This window comes from Mycobacterium sp., assembly GCF_046330795.1.
Lineage (GTDB): Bacteria > Actinomycetota > Actinomycetes > Mycobacteriales > Mycobacteriaceae > Mycobacterium.
On the sequence record NZ_JAXLSA010000001.1, the window covers coordinates 1 to 14,331 of the forward strand.

Consider the following 14,331-nt stretch of genomic DNA (forward strand, 5'->3'; position numbering starts at 1 on the left):
TGACCGCGCTCGCTGAAATTCCCCACTGACGCTCATCGAAATTCCCCACCCGTGTGGCTCCGCCGAGAAGGGCGGGCCTCCCTCGAAGCTGCTGGTGTCTGACGCCAGTTGCTCCACCGAAGGAGGCCCGCTTTCTCATGCTCACATGGGAGGACGATGTGGAAGTACATGCCCTACGCAAACGTGGTTGGTCGATCTCGGCGATCGCCCGCCACACCGGTCGCGATCGCAAGACGGTCCGCAAGTATCTGGCCGGTGACGGCAAGCCCGGGGTCCGGGCCCGGCCCGACCCTGATCCGTTCGATCCGTTCGTCGACTACGTCACCGCGCGACTGACCGAGGATCCGCACCTGTGGGCCCGCACCCTGTTCGACGAACTCGAGGACCTGGGGTTTCCGTTGTCGTATCAAAGCCTGACTCGCAACATCCGCACCCGCAATCTACGCCCGGTCTGTGAGGCGTGCCGGACGGCGACCCAGCGTCCGAACGCGGTGATCCCGCACCCGCCGGGTGATGAAACCCAATGGGACTGGCTGGAATTGCCCGATCCACCGGCATCATGGGGGTGGGGCAAGACCGCGCACCTGCTGGTCGGGTCGCTGGCCCATTCCGGAAAGTGGCGCGGCTATTTGGCGGCGTCGGAGGATCAGCCGCACCTGGTCGCCGGCTTGGACCGCGTCACCCGCGGCCTGGGCGGCTGCACACGGGTGTGGCGCTTCGATCGGATGGCCACTGTGTGCGACCCCGGCAGTGGCCGGGTGACCGCATCGTTCGCCGGGGTGGCCAAGCACTACGGCGTCTCGGTGGCGATCTGCCCGCCGCGGCGCGGCAACCGCAAGGGCGTGGTGGAGAAAGTCAACCACACCGCCGCCCAACGCTGGTGGCGCACCCTGGCCGACGACATGACCGTCGAGGCGGCCCAGGCCAACCTGGATCGCTTCGCCCGCGTCCGCGGTGACACTCGTTTGCGGGCCACCACCGACGGCCGCTCCTCGGTCGCAGTGGTGGCCAAGGCCGAACCGCTACAGCCGGTGCCGGCGACCCCGTATCCCGTCATCGTCTCCGAGCGCCGGACCGCGTCACGGCAGGCATTGGTGCCCTACCGCGGCAACCGCTACTCCGTACCCCCGGAACTCGCCGCCGCACAGGTCGTGGTGTCACATCCGGTCGGGGCCGACTTCTGCGATATCGCCACCATGAGCGGGATCGTGATCGCCCGGCACCGGATGGCCGCCGACGGGCTCGGGGTGATGGTGCGCGACAGCGGTCATGTCATCGCCTTGGACACCGCCGCGATGGCCACCGCGGCCACTGGGCGTCCACACCGTCGCAAGGAACGCATCCCACCCGGACCCGCGGCCAAAGCTGCTGCCGCACAACTGATCCAGATCAAACAGGCCGATAGTTCTGCTGATCAATCTTGCACTCCGTCAACCGATTCCACCGTCATCGACCTGTCCGCATATGAGCGGGCCGCCCAGAACAGGACCATCCAATGACCCCCACCCCACGCACCCCGAAAACCACCACTACGACCACCGCCGAGGAATCGCCGTCAGCGGCGGCAAGTCGTTATCAGCAGCTGCGCTCGCACCTGGCCGAACTCAAACTCACCGCGGCCGCCGAAGCGCTCCCCGCGGTGCTCGATCAGGCCGCCGCCGAGGGGTTGTCGCTGACCGTCGCGTTGGAGCGGCTGCTGGCCGTCGAGGTCGATGCCAGCACTGCCCGCCGATTGGCAGGCCGACTGCGGTTCGCCTGCTTGCCCACCCCGGCCACCCTCGATGACTTCGACGTCGACTCCGCCGCCGGGATCGACCGCAAGCTGATCGACGAGCTGGGCACCTGCCGCTACCTGGAGTCGGCGACCAACATCCTGCTCATCGGGCCGCCGGGAACAGGAAAGACGCACTTGTCGGTCGGATTGGCAAGGGCTGCAGCACATGCCGGCTACCGGACCTACTTCACCACCGCCGCCGATCTGGCCGCTCGGTGCCACCGCGCCGCGATCGAGGGACGCTGGGCCACCACTATGCGGTTCTTCGCCGGCCCGACCCTGCTCGTGATCGACGAACTGGGGTACTTGCCGTTGCCCGCCGAAGCCGCTTCGGCGTTGTTTCAGGTTGTCTCCCAACGGTATTTGAAGACCAGCATCGTCATCACCACCAACCGCGGGGTGGGAGCCTGGGGTGAGATCCTCGGCGACACCACCGTGGCCGCCGCCATGCTCGACCGCCTGCTGCACCGCTCCGTGGTCATCAACCTCGACGGCGAGTCCTACCGGTTACGCGACCACCAGGCCGCCGCGGAAACCCTACGCCGAACAACCACCGGCACCCGCCGACAACTACACTGACCGCTGCTCACAGGTGAGGAATTTCGGCGAGCACACCTGAGGATTTTCGATGAGCGCGATCACATGTGGTTGCACTCCTCGACGGATTCGTGCACGCAGTAACGAAATTCGGGTGATCCGTTGGGCAGTCGGAAGCTGTAGTGCATCAAGCCACGGACCAGGATGCTCTCGAACTGCGCAGCCACCTTGGCGATATTGGCCTGCCGGGCCAATCCGATGGCGATCTGCCTGCTCGATGACTGACCCTGATACCACCGGTGGCTGCCGAGTAGATCGGACTTCGACAGGACCCAGCGGGGGTCGTCGCGCCGTACGATGAATTCGGTTGCTCCCCAATTGATGTCGGCATATGCATCGAAGTGGCGGCGCACCGACCCCTCGCTCAGGATCGACAGTGCGGCACGGTATTGCGGGTCGTCGACAGCCTCGCTGTCCCTACGGCGTCGATGCGATTGTCGCCTCATCACCAGCGCCGAGATGGCGCCGGTGATGACGAGCGCCGTTGCCCAGCAGACTGCAGTCAACGGCGGATCCCCATGGAATCGGCTTCGGGCCCGCTGCCGACCGTGTCAATCCTGCGATCGCGCACGGCCGTCTCAGGGTCGGCAGTAGGAATTGCCGTTCGACGGTGCCTTGGTGATATCGGAATCCGGCGTGACCGGCTGGCACAGCTTACCGGTACGCATATTCTCCTTCACCCAACGCGTTTCGTCGTTGGCAACGCGCACGCAGGTGTCGTAGTCGCTCCCGCTCTGACCCACGGCAGCCACGCACTGGGCCGACATATTCGCGAATAATGCGTTGTTACACAGGTCGACTCCCGGACCTGGGTCGGTGATGTCGAGGCACATCTGTTGGCTGCGGCAGGCGCCGGTGAAATCGACCGATCGCCCGGTGTCGATGCTCACTCCGCTCGGGCCGCCCTGACATACCCCCGAGTGGCGTTGTGCGTAGAGCGCTGGATCGACGCCGTCGGGGCGGAATCGCCCATCGGTGTCCAAGACGTAATCGCCGGTTTTTATCGCAATCTGCGGTGCCGTCGCGCCCGGCGGAACACCGGCCCAGTCTTGCGAGAGCGCGCCGACGGTTGGAATGTTCGAGGCACGGTAAGCGACCATCACATCGACCGGAAAGGCGAGGATATTGGCAGGCCCGAGGTCGATCGAAATGTTCGTCTGATTCGGGAAGCCGCCGGCCAGGGTGGGAGTTACCGCGATTCCGACCCCATTCGAATCATGGGCGACCGGGACCGAGAAGGTTCCGATGACGGAGGCGGGGTTCCCCGGGGCCGGGTCGGTTTCGAGCAGGAACGCATTGTCGCCCTGGCGTAAATGAGTGTTCGCCGGCAGTCGAACCCCGAACTGCATATCGCTGGGTGAGCTGATGCTCTTTCGGTGGACGACGATGTCACCGCCACCGCCCGAATACGGAATCACTTGATAATCGACATCATTCGACGTATAGGTCGCCCCTCCGTCGCCCGCCCATTGGGCCGGCTGCAGCCGCATTTCGTTGGGGAGATGGATCACCACGTTGTTGCCGGCACGAACCGTCGGAAAGAAGATCCCGTCCTTGGCGAACATTGGCATCGTGAAGGTCGACAGCGAGGTTGCGGCGGCCAATGGCTGCCCCATCCCGTTGTCCTCGCCCTGCGGGGCGCTGGAGGAGACCTTCGCCCCGCCGATGTAGTCGGCACGCGGGGGATCTGCCGGCATCGGACGGATCGCGGGGTTCGGCGGAGCGACGTCGACGTCGGCAATGGCGGGTGTTCGGGCCGCCGAAGCGGTAACGCCCAGGCTGACCAACGCTGCGAACACCATTGCCCTGTTCCCCAGTTGACGCAACGCGATCATGTTGTCCCCCTTCATCACAAGGTCTTCGGTTCGCCGTAGAGCGTCTGTGTGTCGTTACCGTTGTCGGTCCTGACCCGAACGGTGGCGAAGGATTGAATGCGCACCTGCCCGCCGCACCCGTCGGCCTCGATGTTGACGGTCCGGACCTGCGAGACCGCGTGCATGTTTCTCAGGTTGATGCGGTCGATCGGCAGCTGGGCGAGACCGCCCGGCCGGAGCAACACCCGGATGTGGCCGCCGAGGTGTTCCTCGACGCCGGCCACGGCGCCGACCTGGGCGTTGACGCCCGCGTTGACACCCGCTCCCACGCCGCCACCCACGCCGCCGCCGACACCTGCACCTACGCCGGTCGGTAACCCCAGGAAACCCCCGGCCCCGCCACCGACGCCGCCGCCGACACCGGCACCGACGCCGACGCCGAGGTCAGCCCCGACGCCGCCGCCGACCGCTTGGAACCCGCCGACTCCGGCATCGCCGCCAACTTCTACACCGGCGGACGAATCTGTCCGGCAGCCGACGAAATATCCGGTCTCCACTTGGGAATCCTGGATCGGCGACGACCCTGCACCGCTGATGGTCACCTCAGCTCGATAGGACACTCGCGCTTGCCATGAATTGCTTGCGCCGGCGATGTTGTCGATGTGGTCGATCAGCTCATTCGTGAGAGTTAGATCGACCACCCATCCGTCGTCGGTGGTGAACTGTTGATACTGGTCAGGCATGATTTCTGGGTCCGCAACGGCCGCCGTGGCCGCGAACAGGACCGCAGCGCCGGTCGTGGTTGCGACCACGGCCGCCAGCCTCCGTGACACCAAAGTGTTCTCCTAGCTCATGCCGCCTCGCCGAGGACACGCCAGGACGCAATCGGCAGCCCAAGTGCCCGCACGGAGTGAGGGGCGCCAACTCCGCGCGGTATGACTGATATGCCAGTCACGGAATTATTACTATCGGTCGGCCGTTGGTCCCGTCAAGTTGTCATCGTTCGCCAGAGACGTGGTCCAGTTCGCTAAATCAATCGCTATACAGAGGGTTTCGGCCTGATATCTATTCGTTTGATGTTTGCGGAGCCGGGTGTGAACGAGCCCGAGGCAGAGCATGGTTTCCGTTTGGCGATTAGGCATGACGGTCGGATATTGCCCAAGGTTGACGGAAGAGGTCCGCCCCCCGGGTGATTATCGGACAGTTGCGACGTCCGGCTGGCTCGAATCTCCCTCGGGCGCGAGGTATCCAGCGCCGTCGTCGAGTAACGTCTTGGACAACCGCCGAACCGGGGTGCAGTTGTTCGTCCAGCGTGCTCATCCACGGATTCGTCAGCCGCGGCTCCGGTGGGATGCCGGCACACCCCAAGGCGTGAGGTCCGCGCATCTAATATCGAATAATTTGGTTGTTCAACAAAATTCGCGGATAGAAATCCGCAGGGGATGTCGGAGCCCAGAGGTCCGGATGCCACTTGGTGGTGTGCCTCGAACTGCTGATTGCTCCGAACCAGTGCGGCTGCCCCTCGTCCGTGCCCACTTTCAGCAAACGGATCAACATCGAGCGCATCGTTGCTAGCAACGTCGCGGTGTCCTAGCATATTTATCTGACTGCGTCGTCAGTCTCGTTAAAGGCCGCCTGAGGCCGGCTCCGTCGTCAGGCGGCGACGGTTGGCTCGGTGTTGAGAGAACGGTGTGGTCATGAGGTACCCCGATGCGTGCTCGGCGCCACCCGGCAGTCCTGGGCTTCCAGGTTCACCCGGTGGTGACGCGTGGTTGTGACGATCGTGCTGATCTTCGCCGTCGTGTGGGCCACTGGGGTTGTGAGTCTGTTGCTGCTCATACTGCTGGGCGTTCTGTTCGGTCGCGACAAGGCGGCCGCCGCGGACCGGGCGGTGGCGGCGATCACCGCGGAGATCGATCTCGACCGCTGGTCCGGCGAGATGGGCGAATTGACGGACGACCAGCGTCCTCTCTCGGACCGACCGTGACCGTGCGGGCTCCGAGTCGGCAACCGGGCGCGGGCACCTTCGGGCCGGTCCTGATTTGCTAATGTTCAGGAATCAATCGTCGTCAGGGAATCTTCTGGGGCAGTACCCGGCCGGGGTAGGGCGCCGAAGTCCTCGCTACGAAAGGTTCTGGCTGCCATCGCTGTTGACGATCGATCCGCTCAGTTGTACCGCGCTGCCACTGAGTTGTTCGTCAAGCTGGGCTATCGCGGCGTCGACGTGGTCGACATCACGAGCCGGTGCGGCGTCAGCCCCGGTACGTTCTACAACTACTACCGCAACAAGCGTGACCTCCTGGACGTGATCCTCGAACGCACCATCGACGGGCTGGTTTCCGCCGCGTCCGGCGCCGGCGATGTGTCCACACTGGTCGACCGGGACGCCTTCGTCGCCGAGTTCGAGGCGCGTGCCTACGCCGTGCTGGATCATGTGGCCAACAACGCCGAGGTCGTGTCATTCGTGGCGTTCGTGGCGCCCGGACTCGACGAGGCGGCGTACCGAACGATCTTCCACGGTTACCAGGAACTCGGCGCACAATTCGCCGCGCTGCTGTCGACCGGTCGGCGCCGCGGGTGGGTCCGCGAGGACGTGGACGTGCAGATCGCCGGCCAAGTGGTGGTGAGCTGCCTGGCGATGGCGGTGATGCCGATGAAGGACGGTGCCACGGCCGAGCCGTTCGATGCCCGCGAGGTAGCCGCTGCCTGTAGCTCCTACCTGCTGTTCGGCGGGCGCACTCTGCTCCCGGAGTGACCAACCGGCGTCCCGCGCCGCGACGGCTCGCGCAGCAGCCCGGCACCCTGGGCCGCCGTGTTCACGGCGGCATCTGATCGCAAAGACCGCAGAAGCGGATCTTGACGCCGCCCAGCCGCCAATGCTAAGCAAGTGCTCAGCATTGGCGGCTGGGCGAAGGGAAATCGATGTCAGTGAGCGCTCCGGGTGGCACGATTCCGGTGTTCAATCCGTCGAACGAGGAGCAGATCGGCGAGGTGCCCGACGCCGATCAGGCGGCCGTCGACGCCGCCGTGGCGCGAGCGCGCGAGACGTTCGAGTCCGGCGTCTGGCGTAAGTTGCCGGCCGCGCACCGGGCGGACGTGTTGTTCCGCGCCGCCGAGATCATCAAGGCGCGCACCGAGGAACTGGCCGAGATCGAGGCCCGCGACAACGGAATGAACGCGCTGGCCGCGCAGCAGATCATCAAGGTGGCCAACGAGATGCTGATCTACTACGCCGGTTGGGTGGGCAAGATCCACGGCGAGTCGGCCAACCTCGTGTCCGACGGCCTGCTCGGGCATTTCGAGGAATACCACACGTTCACCCAGCTGGAGCCGGTCGGCGTGGTGGGCCTGATAATCCCTTGGAACGGACCGTTTTTCGTCGCGATGCTCAAGGTGGCGCCGGCGCTGGCGGCCGGTTGCAGCGCGGTGCTCAAACCCGCCGAGGAAACCCCGATGTCGGCGCTGAAGCTCGAGGAGATCTTCCGGGAGGCGGGTCTGCCCGACGGCGTCCTGAACGTCATCACCGGCTACGGCGAGACCACGGGCGCGGCGCTGACCGCGCATCCCGACGTCGACAAGATCGCGTTCACCGGGTCCACGGAGGTGGGCCGGCTGATCGTCCACGCGGCCGCCGGCAACCTCAAGCGCCTGACCCTCGAGCTCGGCGGCAAATCGCCGTTGATCATGTTCGACGACGCCAATCTGGACAAGGCGATCATGGGTGCCGGAATGGGCCTGCTCGCCGGTTCGGGCCAGAACTGCTCGTGCACGTCGCGAATCTATGTGCAGCGCAAGATCTATGACCAGGTGGTCGAGGGGTTGGCCGGGTTCGCACAGATGCTGCCGATGGGTGGCTACGAAGATCCCAGCTCCGTCCTCGGTCCTCTGATCAGCGAGAAGCAGCGCACCCGGGTGGCGGGCATTGTCAGCGACGGTGTGGCCGGCGGCGCGGAGGTGATCACCGGCGGCAAGCCGATGGACCGCAAGGGCTATTTCTATGAGGCGACCATCATCACCAACACCACCCCGGATATGCGCCTGATCACCGAGGAGATCTTCGGCCCGGTCGGATCGGTGATCCCGTTCGACGAGGAAGAAGAAGCGATCGCCGCCGCCAACGACACCGCGTACGGGCTGGCCGGTGCCATCTGGACGGAGAACCTGTCCCGGGCCCATCGGGTCGCGAATTCTCTTCGCGGCGGCCAGATCTGGGTCAACTCGGCACTGGCGGCCGACCCGTCGATGCCGATCTGCGGGCACAAGCAGTCCGGCTGGGGCGGCGAGCGCGGCAAGAAGGGACTCGAGGCCTACTTCAACACCAAGTCGGTATACATCGGCCTCACCTGAGCAAGCTTCCCATCTGCTCAGCGGCCACGGACACGTTGTGCGAGTGGATGTCGCACACAGCGCTGCACAGATCGGTCAGGCGGTTGCGACACGGTCACGGCACCGCATCGATTGATGACGCACTGATCACATGAATCACAGCTTTCACTATCGTCACATCTGTCCCAGCCGGTGACGTCGCCTTTTGGCTCGAGCTCACGTGTCCGAGCCAGACGTCCCAACCTCGAAGGTGTGACGTGTCGGCGCGAAATCGAATTCCCACGGTCTCGGTGGCATCCGTTGCCGCGGTCGGCCTCTGTGCGGCAATGGTGGTCCCACCCACCACAGCGCAGGCCGACCCGTGCACCGGCGCCGCCGCCACCGCCCAACCGCTTCCCGAACAGGCGTACCAGATTCCCAGCCCGTCCCGGATCGCGCCGTTCGACCGACCGACCGGACACCGGCCCGCCGGCACCGACGACAACGCGCCCAGCCCCAAGCTCGGCCAGCTGATGGCCCTGCTCAAGGCGGTGATACCCAAATCGGCGAAGTCGGCCCAGATCGAACAGCAGGCCGCCGTCGTCGCGACCACGCCGTCGAAGTCCGCCAAGGCGCCTGCCCCCGCCCAAACCGCACCGGAGCCCGCTGCGGCCGCGGGCCCGCCGTCCACCGCCCCGCCGGGCACGTCGGTGGTCGGCTGGGTGACCGGACCCGACAGCCCCAACAAGACGATGGAGCGGTTCGCGATCAGCGGCACCGACCTCGGCATCATGTGGGACAACGGGGATCCCCACAACGACCAGGTGCTGATGGCCTTCGGCGACACCAAGGGCTACTGCGTGGTCCCCGGCAACCAGTGGCGCTACAACGTGTTGTTGCGCACGCAGGACCGCTCGCTGACCAACACCGTCGCGGTGTCCGACGCCGCGATCAAGAATCCGTACGCCGGTTCACCGATCTGGCGGCCGGGCATCTCCAAGCAGATCGTCAACAGCATCAACTACGCGCCAGAGGAGACGGGCATCATCCCGACCGCTGGCATCGCCGCCGGCGGCCGGCAGTACATGAACTTCATGTCCATCAAGACCTGGGACAACAACGGCGCGTGGACCACGAACTACTCGGCCATCGCCACCTCGGCGGACAACGGCGAGACGTGGGGCGTCTACCCGGGCACCGTTCGCCCGCCGTCCGGGGGCAACGAGAAGTTCCAGATGGGAGCGTTCCTCAAACCCGGCCCCGGCGATCCCTACATCTACTCGTTCGGAACGCCGAACGGCCGCGGGGGATCGGCGTACGTCTCCCGGGTCGCGCCGGCGCAGATTCCCGATCTCAGCAAGTACGAATACTGGAGTTCCGACAGCGACTCCTGGGTACCGGCGAACCCGGCCGCGGCCACCCCGGTCATCCCGGGCCCCGTCGGCGAGATGTCGGCGCAGTACAACTCGTACCTGAAGCAGTATCTGGCGCTGTACTGCAACGGCATGAACGACGTCGTGATGCGGACCGCGCCCGCTCCGCAGGGCCCCTGGGGGCCCGAGCAGATGCTGGTGTCCTCGATGCAGATTCCCGGCGGCATCTACGCGCCGTTCCTGCATCCGTGGTCGACGGGCCGCGAGTTGTACTACAACCTGTCGCTGTGGTCGGAGTACAACGTGATGCTGATGCACACGGTGCTGCCCTGAGGGCAGTCGCTATCCGGGCGGGGCGAAGAACTCCAGGGCAATGCCATCGGGATCACGGAAACTCAGGCCGGAACCGTAGTGCGCGTCGACCACACCGCCGTTGGCGACGCCGAGTTGATCCAGCCGCGCGGCCCATGATTCGAGCTCGGCGCGGGACGCGCAACCGAACGCGACGTGATCCAGTCCGGCCCGGAACTCGCTGAACTTCTCGTCGGGTGCGGCGGTGTCGTGCTGGTGGATACCGAACAACGTGCCGTTACCGAGTGCCCACACCGCATGATGGAAACCGGCGTCGGTGTCCTCATCGAGGGCGGGGTCGGTACCGAACAACGCGCGGTACCACGGGGTGCTCACTGCCAGATCGCGAACGGTGACCGCGACGTGGGTCAAGGCGGGGAATTCGGACATCGTCCCAGCCTTCGCCGGGATCAGACGATTTTCAACCCCAGTCGGTGCCGCAGCCGCATGTCCCACAGGTACAGCTGGTATCCCGCCAGCCAGGCCCGGCGCGGGATGACGCGGTCGGCCAGTCGCAGCCCGGAGATCAGCACCGCGAAGCGCCGTTCGTCGGCCGCGCCCCACGGCAACCGCATCATCGCGCGGAACTCCGGCGCCAGGAAGCCCGTCGTCGCGAACAGGTTCAGCGGCCCGACCACCGCGCGGATCGGCCGCGGCAGGAACGCGAATCCGGCCACCCCCTCGAGGTGCTCGCGCACGGGCGGGTCGATGGCCAGCTCGTCCAGCGAGCGTTTCCAGTATTCGTCGAACGCGACCCGGTCGGGCGGCCACATGCTATCGCGCACCTGCAGGGTGGTGCCGAGCTTGCGGGCGTCGGCGTACACGGCGTCGGCGGACTCGTCATCCAGTGGGCCGTAGAGGAATTCGTGTGCGTCAACGTAGTACCGGTACAGACAGGCCGCCACCCACAGCTGCAGTTTCGGGTCCATCGCGCGGTAGGAGACCGGGCTCTTGGCTGTCGAATGCACTTGCCGGTGCGCCGTGTCGACCGCCGCCCGGATCAACCTGCGGTCGGCGTCGGTGCCGATGGTCGCCACGGCCAGATAGGTGCCCGTGGTCCGCGCGCGTTTGAACGGATGCTTGTAGACGTTGCCCGAATCGACGGGGCTCTCCAGCACGCCGTAACCGACGCCGGGCGCGGACAACTGCATGATCACGTTCGACGCCGGCATCAGCATCGACGCCGGGTTGAGCAGATCGACCACCCGTCGGGCATGCCTCATGGATTCGAGTAGACCACCTTGTGAGACGCTGCCGTGGATGATTTCCCGACGCGTCGCGGGCATTCTGCTCGGCTACCTCGCCGATCTGGCGTTCGCCGACCCCCGCCGTGCACATCCGGTGGCTGGGTTCGGGTCCGCCGCCGCGACACTGGAACGGGTCACCCACCGCGACAGCCGGACCGCCGGCGTGCTGCACGTCGTGCTGCTGCTGGCGCCGGTGACCGTGGCCGCGGAGCTGGTCCGGCGTTCGTGGCCGGCACTGGCGGTAGCCACCTGGGTGAGCCTGGGCGGCACCTCGCTGGCACGCACCGGCCTGGCGATGGCCGACGACCTGGAACGTGACGACATCGATCGAGCCCGGGAACTGTTGCCGTCGCTGTGCGGCCGTGACCCGGCGCAGCTCGATCACGCCGGGCTGACGCGCGCAGCGTTGGAGTCGATCGCCGAGAACACCTCCGATGCGCAGGTGGCACCGCTGCTGTGGGCCGCGCTGGGCGGTGTGCCCGGGGTGCTGGCGTACCGCGCGGTCAACACGCTGGACGCGATGATCGGACACCGCTCACCGCGCTACGCCCGGTTCGGTTGGGCCGCAGCACGATTGGACGACGTGGCCAACTATCTGCCGGCGCGGCTGGCGGGCGCGCTGGTGGTCGGGTGCGCACCGCTGGTCGGCGGGTCGCCCGCCGAGGCCTGGCGGGCCTGGCGGCGCGACGCCGCCGCGCATCCCAGCCCAAACGCGGGGGTGGTGGAGGCGGCGTTCGCCGGGGCTTTGGGAGTGCGCCTCGGCGGTCCCACCCGCTATCACCACGAACTGCAGATCAGGCCGACGCTGGGGGACGGCCGCCCGGCGACGGTCGCGGATCTGCGTCGCGCCGTGCGACTCTCGCGCATCGTGCAGGCCTCGTCGGTGGTTGCCGTGACGGTTCTGGTCAGCGCCGCCGGCCGTACCGGTCGGCGAGTTTCTCCTCGACGGTGACCGGACCGCCGGCCGCGCCATCGCGACCCTGCTTCTCGCGGCGACGGGCCTTCAGCTCGGAGTACACGAAGTAACCCAGCCCGATCGGCGCGACGATCCCGAACGCGATCCACTGGATGCCGTAGGACAGGAACGGCCCGGCGTCCAGGTGGGGCAGCGGAGCGACGCCCAGCCCGCCGGGCTGATCGGCGCCCAGCTGGACGTACGAGCCGGTCAGCGGAACCCCGACCAGCTGCGAAACCTGCCCGGTGTCAATGGCATACACCTGCCGAAAGCCCTGCTCGGTGACGGGCTGCTTGTCCGCGGGGGCGGTCTCGGAATCGCGCAGCCGGCCCTCCAGCGTCACGGTGCCGGTCGGCGGTGCGGCGATCGGCGGAACGCGCGAAGCACCTTCGGGCCGGACGTATCCGCGGTCGACGAGCACGGTCGGGCCGTCCTCGACCGCGAACGGCACCAGCACCTGGAACGCGGGGTCGCCCTCGACCACCCGCAGCCGGGCCAGCACCTGCTTGTCGGCCAGGAATCGTCCGGTCGCGGTGACGCGCCGCCACTGCGCATCCGGCGCCGACGAATCCTGATGCGGCAGAACCGAGGTCAACGCGACCGGATCGGCCGACAGCGACGCGTTGATCTGTCGGTTCTCGCGCGAGGTTGTCGTATTCTTGCCCAGCTGCCAGGGCGCCAGGACCGTGAAGCACAGGTAGGCGAACCCGACCACCACCAGCGCCAGGGCGATCCAGCCCGGCCGCAGCAGGAACCCCAGCCGCGTCATGACCTGTCCAGCCGGTCGTCCACCCAGGCATGCAGACCGGGCAGCGCGGCGGCGATGACGTGGAACACCTCTTCGAATTCGGCGTCGCCGCCGTAGTACGGATCATCGACGTCGGGGGTGTGGGCGCCAGTGCGCGGGTCGAAGGCCCGCAGCATCCGGACCCGGTCGTCGGCCACGCCGGCTGCGCGCAGGAAGCGGAAGTGATTGCGGCCCAAGGCGATCACCAGATCCGCCGCCAGATGATCGTCGCCGATCTGGGCGACGCGGTGCTCCACCGGATAACCGTTGGCGGCCAGCACCTTTCGGGCCCGGCGGTCGGCACCCTCGCCGACGTGCCAGTGGCCCGTGCCCGCACTGCTGACGCGCACCCGGTCGGCCAGCCCGCGTTCGCGGATCTGGTGGGCGAACATCTTCTCCGCCATCGGCGAGCGGCAGATGTTGCCCGAGCAGATGAACGTCACGTGCAGATCATGATCGGGCATTCAGCACCTCACGCAGCTGCGCCACGTCGGCGACGTGCGCCATGGCGGGGGAGCCGTCGGGGAAGTCGGCGCCGCCGTAACCCCAGTCGACCACCACGGTGTCGATGCCGTGCTGCGCGGCGCCCTCGACGTCGTGGCTGCGGTCGCCGACCATCAGGACCCGGGTCGGTAGCGGTGTCAGCTGCGCCAGCGCGTGGGCCACCACGTCGGCCTTGGCCGAGCGGACGCCGTCCGGGCTGGCCCCGGCGATCACCTCGAAGAAGCCGTCCAGGCCGAAGTGCTCGAGGATCCGGCGCGCGATGGGTTCGGACTTGGACGTCGCGACCGCCAGGCGCACCCCGGCCGACCTCAGGTCGGCGAGCAGTTCCGGAACCCCGTCGAACGTGCGGTTCATCGCCCACCCCCGGGTGGTGTAGTCCGCGCGGTAGGCCGTCATCGCTTCGCCCGCGCGGTCCCCGACCAGGTCGGCCATGGTGACATGCATCGGCGGGCCGACGATCCGGGACACCAGATCGCCCTCGGGCACCGGGGCGCCCAGTTCACCCAGCGCATGCCTGAAACTGGCCACCACACCCTCGGCCGAATCGGTCAGGGTGCCGTCGAGATCGAACAGGACGAGTTCGGGCGAGTGCGGTGTCACGAGTTCATTCTCCCCGACCGCCGG

At 66.9% G+C, this 14,331-nt stretch carries 14 protein-coding genes and 1 pseudogene; 7 read left to right on the forward strand and 8 right to left on the reverse strand.

Annotated elements, in window-relative coordinates; translation table 11 throughout:
* Positions 1 to 137: 137 nt before the first annotated feature.
* Complete coding sequence (locus U0R18_RS00005; protein ID WP_526364690.1) at positions 138 to 1,499, forward strand: IS21/IS408/IS1162 family transposase; 1,362 nt, start codon at positions 138 to 140, stop codon at positions 1,497 to 1,499.
* Positions 1,496 to 2,353, forward strand: coding sequence for an IS21-like element helper ATPase IstB (gene istB, locus U0R18_RS00010; RefSeq protein WP_526364692.1), 858 nt, complete (start codon positions 1,496 to 1,498; stop codon positions 2,351 to 2,353). Before U0R18_RS00005 ends, istB begins: the two co-directional genes overlap by 4 nt.
* A gap of 65 nt (positions 2,354 to 2,418) precedes the next feature.
* Here istB and U0R18_RS00015 read toward each other — a convergent pair.
* The 3 genes and pseudogenes from U0R18_RS00015 to U0R18_RS00025 form a co-directional block, all read right to left on the reverse strand.
* Positions 2,419 to 2,817 (reverse strand): annotated as a pseudogene (locus tag U0R18_RS00015) (diiron oxygenase); the annotation flags it as partial.
* A 132-nt stretch (positions 2,818 to 2,949) separates the two neighbouring features.
* A complete protein-coding gene (locus tag U0R18_RS00020; RefSeq protein ID WP_526364694.1) occupies positions 2,950 to 4,206 on the reverse strand; it encodes a hypothetical protein in 1,257 nt (418 codons plus the stop codon).
* Between the two features lie 14 nt (positions 4,207 to 4,220).
* Positions 4,221 to 5,006 (reverse strand): MspA family porin, encoded by a 786-nt coding sequence (locus U0R18_RS00025; RefSeq protein WP_526367315.1) that lies wholly within the window; start codon positions 5,004 to 5,006, stop codon positions 4,221 to 4,223.
* Positions 5,007 to 5,959: 953 nt separating this feature from the next.
* Between U0R18_RS00025 and U0R18_RS00030 the strand changes: the two genes are divergently transcribed.
* From U0R18_RS00030 to U0R18_RS00045, 4 genes are all read left to right on the forward strand, one after another.
* Complete coding sequence (locus tag U0R18_RS00030) at positions 5,960 to 6,172, forward strand: hypothetical protein (RefSeq protein ID WP_526364696.1); 213 nt, start codon at positions 5,960 to 5,962, stop codon at positions 6,170 to 6,172.
* 183 nt (positions 6,173 to 6,355) lie between these two features.
* A complete protein-coding gene (locus tag U0R18_RS00035) occupies positions 6,356 to 6,940 on the forward strand; it encodes a TetR/AcrR family transcriptional regulator (protein ID WP_526364698.1) in 585 nt (194 codons plus the stop codon).
* Positions 6,941 to 7,107: 167 nt separating this feature from the next.
* A complete protein-coding gene (locus tag U0R18_RS00040) occupies positions 7,108 to 8,532 on the forward strand; it encodes an aldehyde dehydrogenase family protein (RefSeq protein ID WP_526364700.1) in 1,425 nt (474 codons plus the stop codon).
* 269 nt (positions 8,533 to 8,801) lie between these two features.
* Positions 8,802 to 10,196: a DUF4185 domain-containing protein gene (locus U0R18_RS00045; protein WP_526364702.1), complete on the forward strand. Its 1,395-nt coding sequence runs from the start codon at positions 8,802 to 8,804 to the stop codon at positions 10,194 to 10,196.
* A gap of 9 nt (positions 10,197 to 10,205) precedes the next feature.
* Here U0R18_RS00045 and U0R18_RS00050 read toward each other — a convergent pair whose 3' ends face one another.
* Together U0R18_RS00050 and U0R18_RS00055 are read right to left on the reverse strand one after the other, a co-directional pair.
* Positions 10,206 to 10,604 carry a VOC family protein gene (locus tag U0R18_RS00050; protein WP_526364704.1) on the reverse strand — a complete coding sequence of 133 codons (399 nt, stop codon included), beginning with the start codon at positions 10,602 to 10,604 and terminating at the stop codon, positions 10,206 to 10,208.
* A gap of 20 nt (positions 10,605 to 10,624) precedes the next feature.
* A complete protein-coding gene (locus U0R18_RS00055; protein WP_526364706.1) occupies positions 10,625 to 11,437 on the reverse strand; it encodes an oxygenase MpaB family protein in 813 nt (270 codons plus the stop codon).
* A 37-nt stretch (positions 11,438 to 11,474) separates the two neighbouring features.
* On the opposite strand from U0R18_RS00055, the gene U0R18_RS00060 reads away from it, so the two are divergent.
* Positions 11,475 to 12,413 (forward strand): cobalamin biosynthesis protein, encoded by a 939-nt coding sequence (locus tag U0R18_RS00060; RefSeq protein WP_526364708.1) that lies wholly within the window; start codon positions 11,475 to 11,477, stop codon positions 12,411 to 12,413.
* Here U0R18_RS00060 and U0R18_RS00065 read toward each other — a convergent pair.
* From U0R18_RS00065 to U0R18_RS00075, 3 genes are read right to left on the reverse strand one after another with little or no spacing between them, the layout of a single operon-like run.
* Positions 12,367 to 13,185 carry an SURF1 family cytochrome oxidase biogenesis protein gene (locus U0R18_RS00065; protein ID WP_526364710.1) on the reverse strand — a complete coding sequence of 273 codons (819 nt, stop codon included), beginning with the start codon at positions 13,183 to 13,185 and terminating at the stop codon, positions 12,367 to 12,369. The genes U0R18_RS00060 and U0R18_RS00065 overlap by 47 nt on opposite strands.
* Positions 13,182 to 13,667: a low molecular weight protein-tyrosine-phosphatase gene (locus U0R18_RS00070; RefSeq protein WP_526364712.1), complete on the reverse strand. Its 486-nt coding sequence runs from the start codon at positions 13,665 to 13,667 to the stop codon at positions 13,182 to 13,184. Before U0R18_RS00070 ends, U0R18_RS00065 begins: the two co-directional genes overlap by 4 nt.
* Complete coding sequence (locus tag U0R18_RS00075; protein WP_526364714.1) at positions 13,654 to 14,307, reverse strand: HAD-IA family hydrolase; 654 nt, start codon at positions 14,305 to 14,307, stop codon at positions 13,654 to 13,656. Before U0R18_RS00075 ends, U0R18_RS00070 begins: the two co-directional genes overlap by 14 nt.
* Positions 14,308 to 14,331 lie beyond the last annotated feature (24 nt).

Coding starts and splice junctions, on each gene's coding strand:
- U0R18_RS00005 (WP_526364690.1), top strand. CDS start 138: ATGCTCACATGGGAGGACGATGTGGAAGTACATGCCCTACGCAAACGT.
- istB (WP_526364692.1), top strand. CDS start 1,496: ATGACCCCCACCCCACGCACCCCGAAAACCACCACTACGACCACCGCC.
- U0R18_RS00020 (WP_526364694.1), bottom strand. CDS start 4,206: ATGATCGCGTTGCGTCAACTGGGGAACAGGGCAATGGTGTTCGCAGCG.
- U0R18_RS00040 (WP_526364700.1), top strand. CDS start 7,108: ATGTCAGTGAGCGCTCCGGGTGGCACGATTCCGGTGTTCAATCCGTCG.
- U0R18_RS00050 (WP_526364704.1), bottom strand. CDS start 10,604: ATGTCCGAATTCCCCGCCTTGACCCACGTCGCGGTCACCGTTCGCGAT.
- U0R18_RS00055 (WP_526364706.1), bottom strand. CDS start 11,437: ATGAGGCATGCCCGACGGGTGGTCGATCTGCTCAACCCGGCGTCGATG.
- U0R18_RS00060 (WP_526364708.1), top strand. CDS start 11,475: ATGATTTCCCGACGCGTCGCGGGCATTCTGCTCGGCTACCTCGCCGAT.
- U0R18_RS00065 (WP_526364710.1), bottom strand. CDS start 13,185: ATGACGCGGCTGGGGTTCCTGCTGCGGCCGGGCTGGATCGCCCTGGCG.
- U0R18_RS00070 (WP_526364712.1), bottom strand. CDS start 13,667: ATGCCCGATCATGATCTGCACGTGACGTTCATCTGCTCGGGCAACATC.